The sequence below is a fragment of the Shinella sp. 20P9.1.1 genome (assembly GCF_057798995.1).
Map to the genome: position 1 here is coordinate 91,163 of NZ_JBYOLC010000014.1, position 19,255 is coordinate 110,417.

The following is a 19,255-nucleotide window of genomic DNA, read 5'->3' on the forward strand; positions in this document are numbered from 1 at the left end:
CCGGCCCTTGCGCCGGCGGTTCGCATTTCCAACAGCCTCTATGAAAGGAGCCCGGCAATGAGCGGTCCTTCAATCGCGCCTGCCATACACCCTCTATGCAGCAATTCTGCCGCCGACCGTGTCGAATTCGGGACAAGCGCCGACGGGTTTCTCGTTGCTCGTATTGGCGACGTCCTTCTCGGCCTCGTATCCAACGGAACCGGCGATTTCTTTCTCGCCAGCGCCTGGCGGTTCACCAAGCCCTTGGCCGAAGTGCGACGCCATCATTTCTATCGTCACGATGGTCGTGTGGCCGACGAAGCGGCCTTCCGCCTGCGCGCAATCGAGACTGCAGAGCACATGTCGGAACTCGCGGCGCTTGCTCGTGTCCAGACGCGCATGACGGCGAGCACGCCCTGGGGCGGCTCGCAGATGGCTACGATCTATGTCGAGGGGATTGTCAGCCACTCGACGTCTGGCCACGGCGGCTTCCATCTTTCTTCCGATCGAAATCGCTCTGTCGATGCCTCCGTTCGCAGCGAGGGCGGCTGGTACGAGGAGGATTGCGAATGGGCAGTTGTCGCTATCACGTTTCCGGGCGTGTTCACTGGATACGAACGTCGATGCGCCGAGGAAGTCGCCAAGAACACCTTTCCGGCCTTCTGGGAAAAGCTGCGCGGTCGTCGGCTCGAGCCTGGGGAATCCCGGACGAAGGATCGCGCGTGTTTCGATCGCGCTCATGCCAACGACTGGATCGTCATCTCGGCGATTGCCTCATCTCACCATGTCGGCATGATCGAGGTTATTGCCACCAAAGGCGGTAAACGCGAATTTAGCCAGGATGAGCGACGCTTCCTTGTTCCCGACACGGAATACAGCAAGCGCAGCAGCTTCGGTTTCGTCATCGATCTGCAACTGCACGCGATCTATGAGGGGCCGTCGAGCTTCGCCGGCTGGAGCGCGAGGGCGGCATGATAAGATCAGTCATGTCTCCCGAAACCCAGCTCTCCCGCATGGAGGACGCTCGCCGTCAGACGCAGAAGCAGCTGCAGATTATCGAGCGGCAGATCACCCGTCGCATGACAGCGATCATGCCGCAGATTGCCAGGCGGCAAACTGGCTACCGCAAAGGCAAAGCACCCGATGGCCGCACCGTGCTCGAACGCTATCGCGCCAATCTCGCTGGCATCACAGCTGAACGCCAACCGGAGGTCGACGCACTCTCGTGGAAGCTGGCTCGACAGGACGCAGCGATTGCAGCGCTGCGGGGCAATCTGCTGGCGGTCGACGCGCAACATCACTCGAACCGGGAGGGCTGGCACCATGTCGACCCTTGGCGACCTTGAACGGCAAGCCGGGATCGGATATTCTGATCTCGAGCGCACAGCGTTCTGGCTGCGGTTTCATCATCTGGAGGGCAAGGCCTGTCTCGACGCAGGCGTCGCCGAGCTTAAGCGAATGATCTCCGAGCGTGACGGGACGGCGCTGCAACCCGTGAAACAGACACGCACGCGATTGCCTGTCCTCAGCACCGATCAGGAAGCGGAACTCCTTGCCTATGCCGCCAGGCACGGCCGACGCTGGAAGAGCATTCTCAACAATGTCTGGATGGGTGGACCGCCGCATGACGATGGTGGGATCCTGCGGGGGCTTCGAAACACCCATGGCCCGACCTGGCTTCAATCCTACCGATTGCCCAAGGCAGATACGAGGAGCCGACCTGACGTGAAGCCAGCGGTATCGAGCGAGCACACTGGTAAGGTCGAGGAATAGCGCGGGCTGGAACCAGTCCCCTTCTCATGTCCGGTGGTGGCACCGTGACGGTTTGTCCTTCGGTTTTGCTGCGGTCTGAACCAGCGGCCGTTCACTTCAAGGCCGCTATCGCGCCGCGGGGCGGCCGGAACCCGCCATCCTTCGCGGAACAGCTTCGCTCGACATCACAGGGCTTCTGCCCTGCTCGCTCGCAAATCGGTTCCGCTTGGCTTGGTCAGGCCCGGACCCTGAAGCGCCCGTCTTCCGCCGGTTCGGGTCGACCGCACCGAAGGGCAAGCCGGCACGGGGCCGGAACCGCTTCGGCTTGAAAGGAAGAAACATGGCCAAGCCCGCAAACAATCCTCGCCAGACTGCCCGCCCAGCCGCACGTGTCGTCCAACTCCGGAAGGGCGCCACCGTCGAAATGGTCCGGCTCACCTGCCCCGACAGCGCCCAGGCGATCAAGATCGCCGAAAGCTTCGGAACCGCGGTCATCGACAGCGACGGGATCCGCGATCTCCACGAGCGGCTCATTTCCGAGACCGCGGATGCGCTCGGCGAGGGCCTTGGCGAACGTGCAATGCAGATCCACCTCCAGCGGATCGTCGGCGCCTATGTCGGCTCCGCCCACGGCGCCGGTCAATTCTACAGCAATGCCGTCACCCAGGCACGCGACGCCACCGCCAAAGCTGCAAACGATGCCCGTGACGAGGATCTCGACGGCCCCGTCGGTTACGATAGTGCCGCACATCGCAAACGGGAGTTCGCGGCCGACATGGGGATCCAGGCCCATGCGCTGCGCATGGCAGCCGAAGGTGCTGTCGCCGCCTACAAGCACATCGTCGGTGAGAGCTGGAAGCCCTTCGATCGTCCGGTCGAAAACCCCGGACAGTCCGTCGATCGCAAGGCCGCCGAGGCACAGATGTCCGCTTTCGACTGAGACCATCACGGCGGGGCTCGCCCCGCCCCATCTTTCAAGGCCGTCCCGTTGGGGCGGCCTTTTCGAATGTTCACTACCGCCGGAGGGAAGCGGAAAAGGATGCTGACAGCGCCAATGCTACCCGTCTCGGGCGTCGGATCTGCAGGAGCCGCCGGCGCCAGGCAACGGCTTCGCCGTCCTTCACGTTGTTTCAGCCGTTCCGGTGCTTGGCCCCCGTCTCTGAGGCTCCTGCCTTCTTCCTCCGCGACGGGACCGCGATTGGCGCGGTTCCAGAATGATGGAGACAAGAAATGAGCAGGAACCCGGAATCAAAGCGTAGCGACATCTATGACAAGATCACCGACAGGATTATTGAGGACCTGGCAGAGGGTGTCCGTCCCTGGATGAGGCCATGGAGTGCGGGCAATACCGAGGGCCGAATTACGCGCCCACTTCGGCACAACGGCACTCCATACTCAGGGATGAACGTGCTGCTGCTCTGGTCGGAACAGATATCGCGCGGCTTTGCATCGTCGATGTGGATGACGTTCAAGCAGGCACTCGAACTGGGCGGCGCTGTCCGCAAGGGCGAGACGGGCTCGACGGTCGTCTTCGCCAGCCGCTTCACGAAGTCTGAGGCAGATGGGAACGGCGGCGCCATCGATCGCGAGATCCCCTTCCTCAAGGCCTATTCGGTCTTTAACATCGAGCAGATCGACGGCCTGCCGGAGCATTATTTCGATCAACCTGTGCTTAACGTCGATCCGGTCGAACGGATAGAAGCCGCGGAGCGCTTTTTCCATAATACCGGCGCGATCGTCCGGCACGGCGGCAACCAGGCCTTCTACGCCCCAGGGCCGGATCTCATCCAGATGCCGCCGCTTCAGTCATTCAGGGACGTCGCGAGCTATTACGCGACCTTGAGTCATGAGGCGACCCATTGGACGTCACCAAAGGACCGCGTCGGGCGTGACCTGTCTCGCTATGGGAAGGATCGCAGTGAGAGGGCGCGGGAAGAATTGATCGCCGAGCTCGGAAGCTGCTTTCTATGTGCTGACCTCGGCATAGTGCCCGAACTCGAACCTCGGCCGGATCATGCGGCGTACCTTCAGTCCTGGCTATCGGTACTGGCCAATGACAAGCGGGCGATCTTTCAGGCGGCGGCCCATGCGCAGCGCGCGGTCGCATTTCTCCACGGGCTACAGGGGAACGAAGCCGAGATCAGGGAGGCTGCGTGATATGGCCAGTTAGAGATGATGCTCTAGGAACGGTCGCCAGCGACAGTGGCGGCCGGCTCATCTGTCCGGTCCATCGCGGGTGAGCAATCATCCACCATCCGCAAGTCCAACGAACCCCATATCGACGGCTTTTGGCTGCCGATTTTCAGCTTTCGGGACTGCTTGATCTCTACGATGAACGGTTTCGTCTGCTTTGCCATAAATCCTCCAAGGCGACGAATCGCCCGGCAACTCTACCGAGAAGGGATGAGGCCGCAAGCTGTGCTGGGTGGGTAGGTTGCGAATATGTGGTGCCTGAATGAGACGTCAGTGATCTGGCCGATCCAGAGATGCGTCAAATCGGGGCCATGTGTTCTCGGGCGCCATTGCCATATCCCTATCCCTTGACGACAGGGCTCCATTCGCGGGCTCGATGAGGCATGTCTGGTCGGAGAGCGGCTTCGCCTCGATCGTACTCCCGCAACGGCGCTCCATCACTTTCATCCCCTGTCGGCTGGCGCCGCCATTCCTCGCGAAGCAAGAAAGCGATTCCGCGCCGCCCTTCACGCTGTTGCGGCCCTACGGGTGCGGTCCGATCGTCCCCGGCCTTTGCGACTGCCATCGAGGCCGCAATGGAGCGGCCCGAAACAGCGAAAAGGAATACGACAATGGCTACCATCGGCACCTTCACGTCCACCGAAAACGGCTTCACCGGCTCGATCCGCACCCTTGCCCTCAACGTAAAGGCCCGCATCGCCCGCATCGAAAACCCCTCCGACAAGGGCCCGCAGTTCCGCATCTTCGCGGGAGCCGTCGAACTCGGCGCCGCCTGGCAGAAGCGCTCGAGCGAGAGCGACCGGGACTACCTCTCCGTCAAGCTCGACGACCCGAGCTTCCCCGCCCCGATCTACGCGACGCTCTCCGAGGTCGAAGGCGAAGATGGTTACCAGCTGATCTGGTCCCGCCCCAATCGGGACTAAGGAGCCCGGCCCCACCCGATAGGGCGGGGCCATTCCTTCGGCGGAGATCGAAAGCCGGATCAGGCATTGAGCCTGGTCCGGCTTTTTTGGTGGCACACGAGAGGGAGGGATAGCTGCTCAGAAACCGGGAGTGTGCCGCTCGCGCCTGCCGGCCTCAAGGATGAGCGGTTCCCCCAATTTTTTCCGGACGCCGGCGGCGCCCTCCAAAAATCGGCTCCCCCACTCCCCGGCTCCGCCGGTCGCTCACGCGATCCCTGACCCCGCCATACCCTCCCAGCTGGTGACGTCGTCTTTCACACATAAGGAGATCAGACGATGACCTACGATATTGAAATCCAGATCGAGGAACTGCGGGCCGAGCTGCGTAACACGTGCGACGCCGGCGAACGTCGCCAGATCCAAGCCGAGCTGGAAGTCGCTCAGGCAGAGCTTGACGCCCTTGTCGAAGACGAGCCGCCTCATTGAGGGCGGCTTACGAAAACCGGAACGCTGTAGGCCGCCTTGCCCGCGCCTCTAAAGCAGGCGCGGGCAAGGCGGCGCACGTTCCTGCAATCAGTTTGGTGTTTGCGTGCTGGGATCTAAGGCTGTCAGCTTCCAGCTTTCATCGGGGTCATCGAGAAGACGTTCGAACCCCTCCCAAGTATCCTTGCCATCTACCCAAAACTGCTGGATCTGTTTCCACTTGCGATCGGCGAGAACCTGCATTTTGGCAATCATTTCGAGTTGCGAGCGTGAGAAGATAACGTCGTCAAGATCCTCGATTTTAAACGTAATGCCCCCGCTGGCGTCGTAAACGACGCGAAACAGCTGCATGTCGGCGTCAAGGATGAACATCGATACCATCGGATCGCCATCCTCGCTCTTGGTAACGATCAGGGTGTCTATTCGATAGCCGCGCGTCGCCATGAGCAGTGCGCTGTCGATCGTATCGTTCATTGGTCCAATTCCAGCTGAAGCTGGCCCCTTTGATTGGTGGATCATCTTATACGGCGGGCCCTGACCACGGAACCCATCGCCAATAATCGACGTATCTGGTGACCCGAGGGCGCTTTGTCTGGGGCAGCGGATAGCACTGCGGGGTATCATCGACTGTTGCGGTTCTCCTGTGATCCCATTTCATCGACATCAGGGATGGTGCGGATCAATCGACCTGCCGCAACCTGATGCCGCCATAATTTTCCCCGCCTTCGGCTTCCTCGCGAAACATCAAAATTCAGTCTGCCTGAGGTCCTCCGCTACGCTACGGCCGTCCCGGTGCAGCACTCCTTCCCGATCCGCAATCTCATCCCCGCGATGAAACGCAATCACAGGAGAAACATCATGCAACAACTCGCTAAATTCTTGCGCCACACCGGCCGCCGTCTTCGCGCACTTGGCAAGATCACCGGCCACTTTCTCCGCAAGGGGAAACTCGGCCTGAAGGTCGCAATCAAGATCCCGTTCTTCGTCGACATCGAGGTCAACTTCGAGACCGATTGGAACCGGCGCTCGTAAGGCGCCAACCGGCCCGCTCCGGCGGGCCGGTTTCTCAGCACCATGGTTGGCGCTGGCCTGACCATGTTCTTGCCAGTCCCTCGGCGACAAGACGGTCGCCAAGACTCCTGCCATCTCGGACGAGGACCCGAAGCTTGCGGCCGTAGCGATCTGTATCGCGGCCGGGCCAGGCCTGAAGCTGGAACGGTCCTTCATTGACGAGCTCGATCAAGCGGTCCGTCGCCCTATTCCCAAGTGCAAGCTCAGAACTGCATCTCGGGGTACTGATCTCGGGTGCATCGATGTCGGCAACCCTCACTTTCTGCCCGTTGAGCCAGAGCGTGTCGCCGTCAACGACACAGTTTCTTCGAATGCTGGAAGAGCACTTTGCGAAACGAGCAGTGACTGTGGATTGCGCGGCTTCCACGAACGTCGAAAGCGATGTTGCGCCTAGAATGAGTGCAATGAAAGCACAGCTTATAAAGTGTCGGCTCAACGGGTCGCCCCCTGCTCCAGGATGTCAGAGATCGCGGAACCAACCAGCTCACGGTTCATTGAGCATCTCGTTCGATAACCTCGCGCCCGCTTCTGACGGGTCAGGTCCAGGAAAAGGGTGACGGCATCCTGCTCCCGCTCGAAATGGTGGATCAAAGTCTGGCCCTTGGCGCCGATCCGACCCCATCGTCTCGTCAGGCAAAGTTCGCCGAAGAGGTTGGCGTCGATCGACATCGCATAGAAGCGTGCCATGTTCTTGGCGCGATCCGTGCGTTCCACATAAAGCTGGTAAGGTTGTGCGATCATGACCCAGAATCGCGCGATCGGAATCCAGGGTCCAACGACTTTTATGAATCGGTTTCGGGTCATTGATTCAATCGAGTGAAGGGTTGCCAAGGTCATATTCCGGGCGATCCGCCTTCGGCGTACGGCTCTATTCGCCAGGGCGAACGAAGCCCGCAAGCGGTCTTCGCCCATTCGGGTTACGATCCTTTCGCGATCGCGTCTGTGGCGCTCAGTACCCGAGATAGCCGAGGATGTCGCTGCCATAGTATTCCCCTTCGTCATCGGCATCAGCGATCACGTCGCCGGTCTCGGTGTCGACCAGTGCCCGGTCACCATCGCGGACAGCCGCGACGATATGATGGAGGCGGCATTCCGCGATCGCCTCCTCTGCCGTGACCTGCGCTTCACATGCTTCCCAATATCTCATTGTCGGCATCCTGCATTCGGAGCGGAACTCACTCTTCAACGTCAACCGGTTCAGGCTTCTTGTGGAAGCGGTTTTCGCCAACACATGAGGTCATGTCATTCCGGCGAAACCACATGGCGCGACCGCATCGAAGCGGCGCGTTTCCACCCGTGAAGACGATCTGCTCGTCGGCGCGCATCCGGAGAACTTCATGCGGCTGGATCAGAGGACGGCTCGCAAGTTGCTTCGACCGCGTTCGCGACGAACCGCGCGCCTGGAAGTTCCGGCTCACCTGATCGATCTCGACCGTCGTCGTGCCGCAGCGACGGGCGATATAGTCGGCCGTTTCCGGATCGTTGATGGCCGCAAACGATATCCAGCTCGCGCTTTCGAACCACTTGCTGGTCGCGTCTCGGCCGCCGTAGGTTTCGCGCATCTGGCCGATGGACTGATAGATCATCGTCAGAGTGATGCCGTATTTGCGGCCCGCATCCCGCGCTGTCTCTAGAATGCGCATGAAGCCCAACCGCGCGACCTCGTCGAGAAGGAACAGAGCCCGTCCCGGCATCGATCCATCACGATTGTAGATCGCGTTCAGAAATGAACCGATGATCACACGCGCCAGGCCCGAATGGGTCTCAAGTGTCTTCAGGTCGAGGGCAACGAAGACATCCGTCTTTCCGTTTGCGATGTCGTCTGTCGAAAACGTCGATCCCGAAACCAGGCCCGCGTAATTCTGATAGCTCAACCAATGGGTTTCCTTGATCGCGTTGGCATAGACGCCCGAGAATGTTTCCGGCGTCATGTTCACGAAAGCGGCGACGTTTTCCTTCACGAAGTCTGATCCGGAATTGTTGTAGATCTCCTGCAGTCTTGCTCTCAGCATTGGCTCCGGTTCGGACAGGTTCATACGAACGGTTCGCAGAGTCTGGCGCTCCTTTTCGGTATGGCCGGACAGGCAGACATCGGCGATTATTGCAGTCAGCAGTTGGAGGCCCGAAGCGCGAAAAAAATCATCGCGCACGCCGCTGGCGCGGCCGCTATCGCTCATGATCCAGGAGGCGACCGCGGCGATGTCCTCTTCCTTTGTCCCACCGTGCCGGCCGATCCAGTCGAGGGCGTTGAACCCAACATCTGGATTTTTTGGATCAAGCACGACGACATCACGACCCGCGGCGCTACGATGTGCTTTGACCATCGGCGCCACTTCGTTTGATGGATCGAGCACGATCAGCGTGCTGCCCCACTTAAGCGCCGTCGGGATCGTCACCGAGGTTGTTTTGAAGCCGCCTGAACCCGCAAACACGATGCCGTGGCTCGACCCGAACGATCCATCAAAGCAAAGGAGCGGTGATTTGCCTCCAGCGCCCCAAGTCTCTTTTGCATCGGCGCGAAACGAGATTGCGGCCGTGCTGTCACGGTCGACGCGGTAACGTTCGCCGACGACAATGCCACCACCCTCCCCGAACAGCTTTTCGGCTTGTGGCAATGCCATCCATTCCGCTTCGCCATGCAGCGCCCGCTTGCCGCGGATGCGCTTTGGTTCCGAGCGCGCAAAAGCAGCGTTGCCCAGCTTCGCGACACGGATCGCAAACAAGCCGCAGAAGAGGGCAGTGGCTGCACCGCCAATTGCGCCAGGATCGACATAGGAAAAGACCGACCGCCCTGCCGGCACCTGTCCGGAGAATTGCGCGAGCCGCACGCCTTCGCGGATGGCGGCAATCGCAATAACGGCTGCCGATCCCAGCGCTGCGCCAAATCCGGCCGTCTTGATGTTGATCGAACCATTCGCGGCAAAGAGAGCAATGACGCCGATTGCTGCCGCTAACGCATAGGGCATGGACAAGCCGATGCGCCCGAGCGTCATCTTCGCTTTCGCCGTCGATCCGAAAGCCGCAATCCACTGTTCGATCCCCGGCAATGACAACGCAACGGCGATCATCACCAAGGGCGGGAAGACAGCAAGAAGGGTCCTATTCACCGTCATTGCCAAACGCCTCCGCGCCGATTGCAATCAGGCGGGACCGCTCGTCCTCATTGCCGGCAATCGCCTTTTGCGCTTCGATCAGAACACCCAGAAGGAGTGCGCGCTTTTCGTAGCGAAGGCCTGCTTTTACGATCAGGCCGCCCAGCTCAATCTTCTCGCGGGCGTCTTTCTTTCTAGCCTCTGCTGTCGTGAGCCGCTGCATGCGTTCAAGCCTCGCCACCCTGGCCCGAAGCCGCGCCAGATGTGAGCGGCGTGGTTTCCGACTGGCCGCTTGCGCCAGCCCCTCCCCTATCCTTCCCGTTCGATCCGCCCTTGCCAGCAGTCTTGTCGAGGGGAAACCGCTTCACCACGTCCTCGAACGCGGCCTGAAGCTCTCCGTCCTCGATTTCTCCAAGCCCTGCCTTCAACGCGATGCGGCCGATGCGTTCGGCATCGCGTGTTTCCGCCTGCTTCAACTGTTCCTGCAGCCGAGCAAGTTCTTCACGGATTTTGGAAGTCGGTTTCTTCATCGCGATTCAATCTCCAGTCGTCTTAGTAATGGTGCTAGCAAAGACTCTTCGATTTCCGTGCAGCAGGACAGGTACAAATTTGTAGCTCGCCAAAGCGCCAGCATTTGGCGAATGATCCCGCCGTTCCGAAGGAGCGGATCCAAGGGCGCAATTATACGTCGCTGACGCGACGCCCTGCTTGAAGGCCCTGCCATGGGGTGACTTGGGCCGGATCTCTCCCGAAGAACATGTTGAATTCATTCGGAAGATGGAGCGCCTTACCCGTGGCAGTCCCGCATTTTTCAGTCACCGTCGTTGCGCGCGGCTCCGGCCGCAGCGCGGTGCTGTCTGCGGCCTACCGTCACTGCGCCAAAATGGACTACGAGCGCGAGGCCCGCGTGATCGATTATTCCCGCAAGCAGGGACTGCTTCACGAGGAATTCGTGATGCCGGCCGACGCCCCTGAATGGCTTCGCGCGATGATTGCGAACCGCTCGGTATCTGGAGCCTCCGAGGCCTTCTGGAACAGGGTCGAGATGTTCGAGAAGCGGTCGGACGCGCAGCTTGCCAAAGATGTGACGATCGCTTTGCCGATCGAACTTTCGTCCGATCAAAACATAGCCCTGATGCGGGACTTTATCGCGCAGCATATTGCAGCCAAAGGCATGGTCGCCGATTGGGTCTATCACGACGCACCCGGCAATCCGCATGTGCATCTGATGACGACCCTGCGGCCGCTGAGCGAGGATGGTTTCGGGGCCAAGAAGGTTGCGGTTGTCGGTCCCGACGGCAATCCCGTTCGCAACGATGCCGGCAAAATCGTGTACGAGCTTTGGGCCGGGGGCGCCGAAGACTTTAACGCCTTTCGGGACGGCTGGTTTGCTATCCAGAACCGGCACCTGGCGCTTGCCGGTCTCGATATCCGCGTTGATGGCCGTTCGTTCGAAAAGCAGGGCATAGACCTAACACCAACGATTCATATCGGCGTTGGCGCGACAGCGATCGAGCGGAAGGCAGAGACGGCGCACGTGGCGGGCGCGGCCCCATCCCTGCAGCTCGAACGGATCGAGATGCAGCAGGAGCGCCGCACCGAGAACGCCAGGCGGATCCAACGCAATCCGGAGATCGTGCTGGACCTCATCACCCGGGAGAAAAGCGTCTTCGAAGAGCGCGATGTTGCCAAGGTTCTCAACCGCTACATCGACGATGCGGTGCTCTTCCAGGACCTGATGGCGCGGATCCTGCAAAGCCCGCAAACCCTCCGGCTGGACCGTGAGCGGATGGATCTCGCCACCGGTGTGAGGGCGGCTGCGAAATTCACGACGCGGGAGCTGATCCGTGTCGAATCCCAGATGGCCAATCAAGCGATCTGGCTGTCGCAGCGATCCTCTCATGGCGTCAAGTCGACGGAACTGAGTAGGGTCTTCTCTCGCCATGATCGCCTGTCCGACGAGCAGAGAGCTGCGATTGAACATGTCGCGGGACAGGAGCGGATCGCCGCCGTGATAGGCCGCGCCGGCGCCGGCAAGACGACGATGATGCAGGCGGCACGCGAAGCCTGGGAGGCGGCCGGATATCGCGTCGTCGGCGGTGCGTTGGCGGGCAAGGCGGCCGAGGGTCTGGAGAAGGAAGCTGGCATTACCTCCCGCACACTTTCCGCTTGGGAACTCCGGTGGGACCAGGAGCGTGACCGCCTTGATGAAAAGACCGTCTTCGTCCTCGATGAGGCCGGCATGGTTTCGTCCCGGCAAATGGCGCTGTTCGTCGAAACAGTCACGAAGTTAGGCGCCAAGCTCGTTCTGATCGGCGATCCAGAACAGCTGCAGCCAATCGAGGCTGGTGCTGCATTCCGCGCCATCTCCGAGCGGATCGGCTATGCGGAACTCGTGACGATCTACCGCCAGCGCGAGCAGTGGATGCGCGATGCTTCCCTAGATCTGGCGCGTGGAAACGTGTCGGCTGCGCTCGACGCTTATGCGCAGCGGGATTTGGTGCGGACCGGGTGGACGAAGGGCGACGCGATTACGGCACTGATTGCCGATTGGGACCGCGAATACGATCCGGCGAAGGCGACCCTGATCCTCGCCCATCGCCGTGTCGATGTGCGGCTGTTGAACGAGATGGCGCGCGGCAAGCTGGTCGAGCGAGGCGTGATCGAGCCCGGCCATGCGTTCAAGGCTGAAGACGGGACGAGGCATTTTGCGGCTGGCGATCAGATCGTCTTCTTGAAGAATGAAGGGTCTATCGGCGTCAAGAACGGCATGTTGGCGCGTGTCGTCGAGGCGCGGCCAGGACGGATCGTCGCCGAGATTGGCGGCGGTGAAGATAGACGCCAGGTCGTGGTCGAACAGCGCTTCTACACCAATGTCGATCACGGATACGCCACCACCGTCCACAAGAGTCAGGGCGCCACGGTTGATCGCGTCAAGGTGTTGGCGTCGAGCACGCTGGACCGACACCTGTCCTATGTCGCCATGACCCGCCACCGCGAGGCGGCCGAGCTCTATGTCGGCTTGGAAGAGTTCGCGCAGCGGCGTGGCGGCGTGCTGATAGCCCATGGCGAAGCACCCTACGAACACAAGCCGGGCAACCGGGCCAGCTACTTCGTGACGCTGGGCTTTTCCGATGGTCAGGAACGGACCGTCTGGGGTGTCGATCTCGCGCGAGCGATGGAAGCGTCTGACGCCAGGATCGGTGATCGCATCGGACTCGAACATGCCGGCTCACAGCGCGTCACGCTCCCTGATGGCAAGGAGGTCGAGCGAAATTCCTGGAAGGTCGTGCCGATCGAGGAACTGGCGATGGCCCGCCTCCATGAGCGACTCTCCCGTACCGGATCGAAGGAAACGACGCTCGACTATCAGCACGCCTCGCACTATCGCGCTGCGCTTCGCTTTGCAGAGGCGCGTGGCCTCCATCTCATGAACGTCGTCCGCACCGTCGTACATGACCGGCTGCAATGGACCGTCCGTCAATCGTTGAGGATCGCCGCACTCGGCGCGCGCCTTGCAGCCGTTGCGACAAGGCTCGGCCTTGGCGGAGCGACGTCAACCGCATCGACAACATCTGCAATCAAGGAGGCAAAACCCATGGTCTCAGGTACGACGACCTTCCCCAGGTCGGTCGATCAGGCGGTCGAAGATAGGCTTTCCGCAGACACTGGCCTGAAGGACAGCTGGCAGGAGGTTTCCGGCCGCTTCCATCTCGTCTTCGCGGATCCGCAGGCCGCCTTCAAGGCAGTCAATGTCGATGCCATGCTGACGAATGAGACGGTTGCCGCGACGACGATTGTGCGGATTGCCGAGCAACCGGAAAGCTTCGGTGCGCTGAAGGGGAAGACCGGGCTGCTTGCAGGAAGCGCCGAAAAGCAAGCGCGTGATATCGCATTGGTGAACGCGCCGGCTCTTGCCCGAAACTTGGAGCGTTATCTCACCGTCCGCGCCGAAGCTGAGCGGAAGTTCGAAACTGAAGAGCGGGCGGCCCGGCTTAAGGTCTCGATCGAGATCCCGGCCCTGTCACCATCAGCCAAGCAAACGCTGGAACGCGTCCGGGACGCGATCGATCGCAACGATCTTCCCGCAGGCCTCGAGTTCGCCCTGGCCGACAAGATGGTGAAGGCTGAGCTTGAAGGATTTGCCAAAGCCGTGTCGGAGCGGTTCGGAGAACGAACCCTGCTACCGATTGCTGCGAAGAGCGCGGATGGCGAGACGTTCCAGAAGCTGACGGCCGGAATGAACCCGGTTCAGAAGAGTGAGGTGCAGTCGGCTTGGACGAGCATGCGCACGGTCCAGCAACTTGCCGCGCATGAACGAACGACGGTGGCGCTCAGACAGGCAGAAGCTGCCCGCCAGACGCAGGCCAAGGGGCTGTCCCTCAAATGACGGTCACCAACCACCACTCCATCTTGAAATATCGCCAACGTCATGTCGCGTGCGCCATACTTATCGTGGCAACAGGTTTCTTGTTAATCGTCCTCGCCGGTGGCGCGCTGTTCGGTCTACGGATCAATACGACGCCGAGTGAACCGCTCGGCCTATGGCGCATCGTTCCGATCTCCCCGTCCTCCATCCAGACGGGAATGACTGTGTTCGTCTGCCCACCCCGCAACGAGAGGATGCTCGAGGCTCTTAGACGTGGCTACCTACGGCGCGGCCTGTGCCCAGGAGGATTCGGGCCGTTGATAAAGACAATCGTCGCGGTGGCCGGCCAGCGCATCGAGGTGACGGATCACCTGACAGTCGACGGTACAGATCTCGCCGGGTCGCGGATCGTCGATATGGATGGACAGGGCCGCTCGCTGGTCCCCGATACGAGCGGGACCGTACCGCCGGGATCGGTCTATCTCCATTCGGCTTTTCCAGGATCCTGGGACTCACGCTATTTCGGGCCAATTCCCATGTCAGGTGTTATCGGCATGGCGCAGGAGGTGTGGACTTATGCGCCGTGAAACCCTGCCGACCGTCATTCTCATGTCAATGTCTGTTGCAATCGGCGCGGTCGGATGGAGCGGACAGGCCGAGCTCCTTCCCGTTGCAGTCCTCTTTCCGCTGGTCTGGTCCAGGTCCCCGACACGGGTCGCGGCGGCGCTAGTCTCCGCCGGATATTTCCTGGCGGCGTCCCGTGGGTTGCCGGTCGGGGTTGCCCAGTTCTTTGGCGCGGATCTATGGGTAGGTCTTTGCTTCTGGATCGTCGCCGCGGTGTCCTTTGTGGCAGTCCATTCTGCGCTATGGGCCGGGTCACAAGGCTTGGGGAAGGCACTGCGATATCTGTTGGTGATGGTGCTCATGGCTGTGCCGCCCTTCGGAATTGTGGGGTGGGCGCATCCGTTGACCGGCGCCGGCCTTCTGTTTCCGGGTTGGGGCTGGTGGGGACTGCTTGCAATGACAGCCGGCCTTACGGGCCTCGTAACCCGAAACGGGCCGGCTATCGCCATCGGCCTTGCAGGTCTTTGGCTCTGGTCCGCCGCATCGGGGACGCAGCAGATTCTAACTGAGGGATGGCGGGGTGTCGATCTCGAAATGGGTGCGAGCCTTGGTCGCGATCAGTCTCTTTTTCGGCAACGCGATCTGGTCGAAAAGGTTCGTATTGCGGCTGGCGGACAAAAAGCAGTCATCGTTCTCCCGGAAAGTAGCCTTGGCTTCTGGACGCCGACGCTTGAAGGCTTCTGGCGTAACCAGCTGCGAAACGCCCAGATCACGGTGATCGCCGGTGCGGCCCTCGTCGATCCCGATGGCTACGACAACGTCATGGTGGCGATCGATGCGCGAGGAGGGCGTATCCTTTATCACGAGCGCATGCCGGTTCCGGTGTCGATGTGGCGGCCGTGGGAGCGCTGGACCGGCCAGGTCGGTAGCGCACGAGCCAGCCTTTTCGAGAAACCTGTGGTCGAGGTTGCGGGACGGAAGATCGCGCCTCTGATTTGCTACGAACAACTCGTTCTATGGCCGGTTCTCCAGTCAATGCTGCATCGACCTGATGCCATCGTGCTGATCGGTAATGGCTGGTGGACGGCCGGCAGCAATATCGTCGCGATACAGCGCGCAAGCGCTAAGGCGTGGTCCGATCTGTTCGGAACTCCGCTCATCATATCCTTCAACATTTGATCTTTGGAGCCATCGTCATGGACCCTGCCTTCATCAAGGAATGCGCTGACCCAGGGCTGAAACCTGCTATTGTCGAGCAGTTCGTTTCAGCAGTCGGTTCTGGCGATCCGCTCGCGATAACCGTCAAATCGGGAGGACGGCTTATCCTCGTCCCCAAGCCGAAGAACCCCGCCGAGGCCATGGAGGTCGTCAGACAATATGTCGGTCAGGCGGTGGTGCGTGTCGGAGTGACGCAATTCCCGGCGGGTGTTGGCATCAAGGATGTCTCGGAACTCGGACCAGAACTCGTCGAGCCCTGCGAAAATCTTCGCAAAGGGTCGGCCATGTTCGCAAAGATCCTCCGGATCGTGAGCAAGTGGTACGGAAATCCCACAAATGCCGAGGTATTCCCGCAGGTGTTCGAGGATGCGATCTACGCTTGGAACACCGGTCAATTCGAAGGCCAGGCCGTGTTTCAGGCGGAGGACCCGGGTGGAGCTATCGCGGAACAGGGAGACAGGGCAAAAGCGGTGGAGCCTGGACCTGCAGATGAAACACCGTCTGAAAGCGAGGCGGTGCCCTCTGCTGAAAAAGATGTCGGAACGGCAGGGATCAGGATTGATCTCTCGCGGATCAGCGGCCAGAAGTAGCTCCGAGCAGCAAGTTCCGATGTCAAGGATCGACGATCGCCACATTGAGGTCGTCGAGAACGCTGGCGAGACCCGGCGCTCGTATCAGCCTGGTCGCACCGACCGTTTTCAGTCTGCCGACAGACCGGTCGAAAACCGCAAGATTGGTATGCCCATTCAGCCGCGACGGGTAGATGATCCCATCAATTCGATCGGTATGGTCATGGAAAGCGACAGCCCACTCGCGTGCGAGAGATTGTCTGGATGACTTCGCCACATCTGTCGGCACGCCCATCTTGATCGGACCATCGTCGCGCAGATCGACCATCTTCAGCGGCTCGACGACCTCAATCTGCGCGTATTGTCTGTCGTGGAGTTCGCTCTCTGCGATTGGAAGATCTCCGATCAGTCCGTCACGCTGGTCCCGTAGCACGGCCTCGAGGAAGCAGACCTTAACGGTATCCCCGAGGTAGAGAACGCCGAAGCGATTGTCGGCCTTGCGGCGGCGCGGATCGCTGAACCGGCTCGGCGTCTTTCCAAAACCAAGCGGATCAGGGTATCGAGCGAGGTAGATGCGGCCGAACAGTGATCCGGGCACAACGACTTGCAGGTGCAGGTTTGATGTTTCGAAACCGGCAGGCGGTACAATCTGTACCATTTACCGGAAATCTCGTCCGACGCTTTCCGCGGCGCTAAGCACTTGCTCAGTCCGCCCGCGCTCCAGAGCCTGGCGGCCGGTCATGCCATCCAGTTCGCTTTGTGGTTGGATCAAGAAACGATACACCGCCCATGCCCCACCCAGTCGTTCATGTAGGATCGGGAGCGCAGAAAACGGCTTTCCATCGGAATCCATTTGCCAATCGGGGAAGCGATATCCGCGCTTGGCACCGTCTAATCCGAGGATCTGGCCGTTTTGCCGTTTGGTGTTGACGGTAACCCGTGTCGTTCCCAGCAGGCGCGCAAAGTCCTCGGCACTGAGCATGTCGGCGCCGCCTAAGATCTCCGCTGCCTTCGAGCGCCCGCGACCACGCGCTGCTGCGAGTGCTTGCTCCAGTTCTGCATCCGCACCATCGCCTTCCTGTACGAGTGCCGGCACAACCGTCGCTTCCTCTTCGACGGGGGTAACGACCATCTCACCTTCCGGATCGACATCGACGCGAAAGCTCACACGCCGGCCGGCGGTGCGGCTTTTTGAGATCGCCTTGCCATACTGCTGCAACAGCGCCTGCACGCGCTTCGGCTTGTCGGACAGCACCTTGGACGCATTATCCGGGACATTGATCTTGAAGCCGCTCATGCCTTCCGGCAACGCGCCGGCGCCTGTAGCCAGAAAAAAGGCCATCGAACGATCACCTGCTTCGCGCTGACGTTGAGGGCCGCTTCGATCGCCGGACTTTGCCTTAGGGGATGCCATAACGTTGCCTCCGTGTGTCTCGCTATATGGCAAATTTCGTCAAGTTCGTCAAGTTCGTAAAGCGGCGGGGCATGTGATGATCGCAATCGGCCGCGAAAATCCATTTTGTCCGGCCGGAAAGTAAATCTAATATTTGATTTCAAACAAAAAGCGATTAGAACCCAAGGTGGAATTGTCACCTAAAAGCGGTTGAATATGCTTCGATCTTCGCAAAAACACTGTTTGATCGCACCACAGTCGGTTTGACTGTGGATGCTTTCATTGAGCTAGACAGGATTGCGATCGATAGAGGAGAATATACGTGACCAAGTGGGTCGAAAAACTTCTCGATGTCACGGCAATAGGGAATGATCAGTCAATGCTTAAGGGAGCATTGGCCAACCTTGCCGACAGATTTGATTTTGTGGGATACGCTTTCGTAAACCTGCGACCCGGGCAGACATATGCCGTTTCGAACTACGATCTCGAATGGCAGCAGATCTACGATCAGCTCGACCATCGGTTTATCGATCCAGTCATGCGGAAAGCTCAGCTCGTCAAGCGAGCATTCGCGTGGTCAGGCGAGCACGATAAGGGCGCCCTTTCCAAAGAGCAGAAGAAATTCTTCTTGGACGCATCCGACTTCAACATTCGGTCCGGAGTCTCGATACCGGTCGCGACTGCCAACGGTGCCATGTCCATGCTGACCTTTGCCTCGTCGAAGCCGGTAATCGCAAATGATACTGAAATCGACGCAATCATGGCTGCTTCTGCGGTTTCGCAACTGCATACTCGCATCGAATATTTGCGGGTCACTCCGTCTATTGAGGAAAAGGTGATCCTGACACCGAAGCAGGCAACCTATGTGCGATGGCTTTCACTGGGGAAGACTGTCGAGGTCATCGCCGAGCTGGAGCAGGCAAAATATGCCGGCGTGCGGTCCGCGATCGACGACATCAGGACGCGCTACAATCTCTCAAACCACGCCCAAGTCGTTGCGTTGGCGATCCGTCGCGGACTGATCTGAGCATGCCTCAGTCAAACTTTCGGCGTGTAACCGAGTAGATGTAGCAGCGTTGTTAGTGCTGACATCTGAGCGTGCATTCGGATTGTGGCCTCGAGATAGGTGGTGTGGGCCTCCCCACCCGCTTGCTTGCCAGCCTTGATTTCTGCAGGCAGTGCGTTGAACAGGGTTTCCGCCTGTTCAACAAGATCCCGGTGTTCCCGGATTGCGTCGATCGTTAGCTTCTCAACGATCGACGTCGGAAGCCCATCGAGCAAACCGATAAGCGGTTTCAGATCGATCAGATCCCTATTCAATCGTTCATTGCCGTCCATCGCTACTCCAAATCAAGAATGCGCGGTACGCCCCCGCATTGATCCTGACCCCTGGCGATCGGGGAGTTTGTAACCGAGCATACTCAGCCCATGGACCTTTAGTTCCGAGGAACCTGGACATGCGTCCACGGCTCCCCGACCATAGGTCGAGGAATCTGGAGCCCTAACGGCGGGCACCAAACCGGTATGCTTCGGGTTACAAAGCCCGGAGGCAGCGCGTACTGCCACATCCGCGCTTATAGCGAGATCGCGCCGCCCGCGCCACCGCAGATTTGCTGCTGGATCAGGCATCGAATCCGCGAGTGTATTGATGCCCAATAGTTATGAGCTTC

At 60.0% G+C, this 19,255-nt stretch carries 24 protein-coding genes; 13 read left to right on the forward strand and 11 right to left on the reverse strand.

Annotated elements, in window-relative coordinates; all coding sequences use genetic code 11:
• Positions 1 to 57: 57 nt before the first annotated feature.
• From AC27VQ_RS21900 to AC27VQ_RS21920, 5 genes are all read left to right on the forward strand, one after another.
• On the forward strand, positions 58 to 954 hold the full coding sequence (locus AC27VQ_RS21900) for a DUF7007 domain-containing protein (protein ID WP_488717962.1): 897 nt from the start codon (positions 58 to 60) through the stop codon (positions 952 to 954).
• Positions 955 to 965: 11 nt separating this feature from the next.
• On the forward strand, positions 966 to 1,325 hold the full coding sequence (locus AC27VQ_RS21905) for a hypothetical protein (protein WP_488717963.1): 360 nt from the start codon (positions 966 to 968) through the stop codon (positions 1,323 to 1,325).
• Entirely contained in the window at positions 1,303 to 1,752 is a 450-nt protein-coding gene (locus AC27VQ_RS21910; protein ID WP_488717964.1) for a hypothetical protein, read from the forward strand. Before AC27VQ_RS21905 ends, AC27VQ_RS21910 begins: the two co-directional genes overlap by 23 nt.
• A gap of 319 nt (positions 1,753 to 2,071) precedes the next feature.
• A complete protein-coding gene (locus tag AC27VQ_RS21915; RefSeq protein ID WP_488717965.1) occupies positions 2,072 to 2,671 on the forward strand; it encodes a hypothetical protein in 600 nt (199 codons plus the stop codon).
• Between the two features lie 290 nt (positions 2,672 to 2,961).
• The gene (locus AC27VQ_RS21920) at positions 2,962 to 3,888 is read left to right on the forward strand and encodes an ArdC family protein (protein ID WP_488717966.1); all 927 of its coding nucleotides are present in this window, start codon (positions 2,962 to 2,964) and stop codon (positions 3,886 to 3,888) included.
• Positions 3,889 to 3,911: 23 nt separating this feature from the next.
• Here AC27VQ_RS21920 and AC27VQ_RS21925 read toward each other — a convergent pair whose 3' ends face one another.
• Positions 3,912 to 4,088 (reverse strand): hypothetical protein, encoded by a 177-nt coding sequence (locus AC27VQ_RS21925; protein ID WP_488717967.1) that lies wholly within the window; start codon positions 4,086 to 4,088, stop codon positions 3,912 to 3,914.
• A gap of 447 nt (positions 4,089 to 4,535) precedes the next feature.
• On the opposite strand from AC27VQ_RS21925, the gene AC27VQ_RS21930 reads away from it, so the two are divergent.
• Positions 4,536 to 4,847 (forward strand): DUF736 domain-containing protein, encoded by a 312-nt coding sequence (locus AC27VQ_RS21930; protein WP_488717968.1) that lies wholly within the window; start codon positions 4,536 to 4,538, stop codon positions 4,845 to 4,847.
• 315 nt (positions 4,848 to 5,162) lie between these two features.
• Entirely contained in the window at positions 5,163 to 5,312 is a 150-nt protein-coding gene (locus tag AC27VQ_RS21935; RefSeq protein ID WP_488717969.1) for a hypothetical protein, read from the forward strand.
• An 87-nt stretch (positions 5,313 to 5,399) separates the two neighbouring features.
• On the opposite strand, the gene AC27VQ_RS21940 is transcribed toward AC27VQ_RS21935, so the two are convergent.
• Positions 5,400 to 5,783 carry a hypothetical protein gene (locus AC27VQ_RS21940; RefSeq protein WP_488717970.1) on the reverse strand — a complete coding sequence of 128 codons (384 nt, stop codon included), beginning with the start codon at positions 5,781 to 5,783 and terminating at the stop codon, positions 5,400 to 5,402.
• Positions 5,784 to 6,167: 384 nt separating this feature from the next.
• Between AC27VQ_RS21940 and AC27VQ_RS21945 the strand changes: the two genes are divergently transcribed.
• A complete protein-coding gene (locus AC27VQ_RS21945; protein WP_488717971.1) occupies positions 6,168 to 6,341 on the forward strand; it encodes a hypothetical protein in 174 nt (57 codons plus the stop codon).
• 34 nt (positions 6,342 to 6,375) lie between these two features.
• Here AC27VQ_RS21945 and AC27VQ_RS21950 read toward each other — a convergent pair whose 3' ends face one another.
• From AC27VQ_RS21950 to traC, 6 genes are all read right to left on the reverse strand, one after another.
• Entirely contained in the window at positions 6,376 to 6,747 is a 372-nt protein-coding gene (locus AC27VQ_RS21950) for a thermonuclease family protein (RefSeq protein WP_488718000.1), read from the reverse strand.
• Positions 6,748 to 6,812: 65 nt separating this feature from the next.
• Positions 6,813 to 7,121, reverse strand: a complete 309-nt coding sequence (locus tag AC27VQ_RS21955) for a WGR domain-containing protein (protein ID WP_488718001.1) — start codon at positions 7,119 to 7,121, stop codon at positions 6,813 to 6,815.
• A 208-nt stretch (positions 7,122 to 7,329) separates the two neighbouring features.
• Positions 7,330 to 7,527: a hypothetical protein gene (locus tag AC27VQ_RS21960; RefSeq protein WP_488717972.1), complete on the reverse strand. Its 198-nt coding sequence runs from the start codon at positions 7,525 to 7,527 to the stop codon at positions 7,330 to 7,332.
• A 28-nt stretch (positions 7,528 to 7,555) separates the two neighbouring features.
• Positions 7,556 to 9,493 carry a Ti-type conjugative transfer system protein TraG gene (traG, locus tag AC27VQ_RS21965; protein ID WP_488717973.1) on the reverse strand — a complete coding sequence of 646 codons (1,938 nt, stop codon included), beginning with the start codon at positions 9,491 to 9,493 and terminating at the stop codon, positions 7,556 to 7,558.
• On the reverse strand, positions 9,480 to 9,695 hold the full coding sequence (gene traD / locus AC27VQ_RS21970; protein WP_488717974.1) for a type IV conjugative transfer system coupling protein TraD: 216 nt from the start codon (positions 9,693 to 9,695) through the stop codon (positions 9,480 to 9,482). The genes traG and traD overlap by 14 nt, the downstream gene beginning before the upstream one ends.
• Positions 9,696 to 9,699: 4 nt before the next feature.
• The gene (traC, locus tag AC27VQ_RS21975; protein ID WP_488717975.1) at positions 9,700 to 10,002 is read right to left on the reverse strand and encodes a conjugal transfer protein TraC; all 303 of its coding nucleotides are present in this window, start codon (positions 10,000 to 10,002) and stop codon (positions 9,700 to 9,702) included.
• A 263-nt stretch (positions 10,003 to 10,265) separates the two neighbouring features.
• Between traC and traA the strand changes: the two genes are divergently transcribed.
• The 4 genes from traA to AC27VQ_RS21995 are packed head-to-tail and all read left to right on the forward strand — an operon-like array spanning position 10,266 to position 16,213.
• The gene (gene traA / locus AC27VQ_RS21980) at positions 10,266 to 13,862 is read left to right on the forward strand and encodes a Ti-type conjugative transfer relaxase TraA (protein WP_488717976.1); all 3,597 of its coding nucleotides are present in this window, start codon (positions 10,266 to 10,268) and stop codon (positions 13,860 to 13,862) included.
• Positions 13,859 to 14,428, forward strand: coding sequence for a conjugative transfer signal peptidase TraF (gene traF, locus AC27VQ_RS21985; RefSeq protein WP_488717977.1), 570 nt, complete (start codon positions 13,859 to 13,861; stop codon positions 14,426 to 14,428). Before traA ends, traF begins: the two co-directional genes overlap by 4 nt.
• Positions 14,418 to 15,584, forward strand: coding sequence for a conjugal transfer protein TraB (locus AC27VQ_RS21990; protein ID WP_488717978.1), 1,167 nt, complete (start codon positions 14,418 to 14,420; stop codon positions 15,582 to 15,584). Before traF ends, AC27VQ_RS21990 begins: the two co-directional genes overlap by 11 nt.
• Before the next feature lie 17 nt (positions 15,585 to 15,601).
• On the forward strand, positions 15,602 to 16,213 hold the full coding sequence (locus tag AC27VQ_RS21995; RefSeq protein ID WP_488717979.1) for a TraH family protein: 612 nt from the start codon (positions 15,602 to 15,604) through the stop codon (positions 16,211 to 16,213).
• A 22-nt stretch (positions 16,214 to 16,235) separates the two neighbouring features.
• On the opposite strand, the gene AC27VQ_RS22000 is transcribed toward AC27VQ_RS21995, so the two are convergent.
• Both AC27VQ_RS22000 and AC27VQ_RS22005 read right to left on the reverse strand, forming a co-directional pair.
• Positions 16,236 to 16,850: an RES family NAD+ phosphorylase gene (locus tag AC27VQ_RS22000; protein ID WP_488717980.1), complete on the reverse strand. Its 615-nt coding sequence runs from the start codon at positions 16,848 to 16,850 to the stop codon at positions 16,236 to 16,238.
• Positions 16,851 to 17,489: an XRE family transcriptional regulator gene (locus AC27VQ_RS22005; RefSeq protein ID WP_488718002.1), complete on the reverse strand. Its 639-nt coding sequence runs from the start codon at positions 17,487 to 17,489 to the stop codon at positions 16,851 to 16,853.
• Between the two features lie 418 nt (positions 17,490 to 17,907).
• Here AC27VQ_RS22005 and traR point away from each other — a divergent pair, with 418 nt between their 5' ends.
• Positions 17,908 to 18,612: an autoinducer-binding transcriptional regulator TraR gene (gene traR / locus AC27VQ_RS22010; RefSeq protein WP_488717981.1), complete on the forward strand. Its 705-nt coding sequence runs from the start codon at positions 17,908 to 17,910 to the stop codon at positions 18,610 to 18,612.
• An 11-nt stretch (positions 18,613 to 18,623) separates the two neighbouring features.
• Here the strand turns inward: traR and AC27VQ_RS22015 are convergent, their stop codons facing one another.
• The gene (locus AC27VQ_RS22015; RefSeq protein WP_488717982.1) at positions 18,624 to 18,923 is read right to left on the reverse strand and encodes a transcriptional repressor TraM; all 300 of its coding nucleotides are present in this window, start codon (positions 18,921 to 18,923) and stop codon (positions 18,624 to 18,626) included.
• Positions 18,924 to 19,255 lie beyond the last annotated feature (332 nt).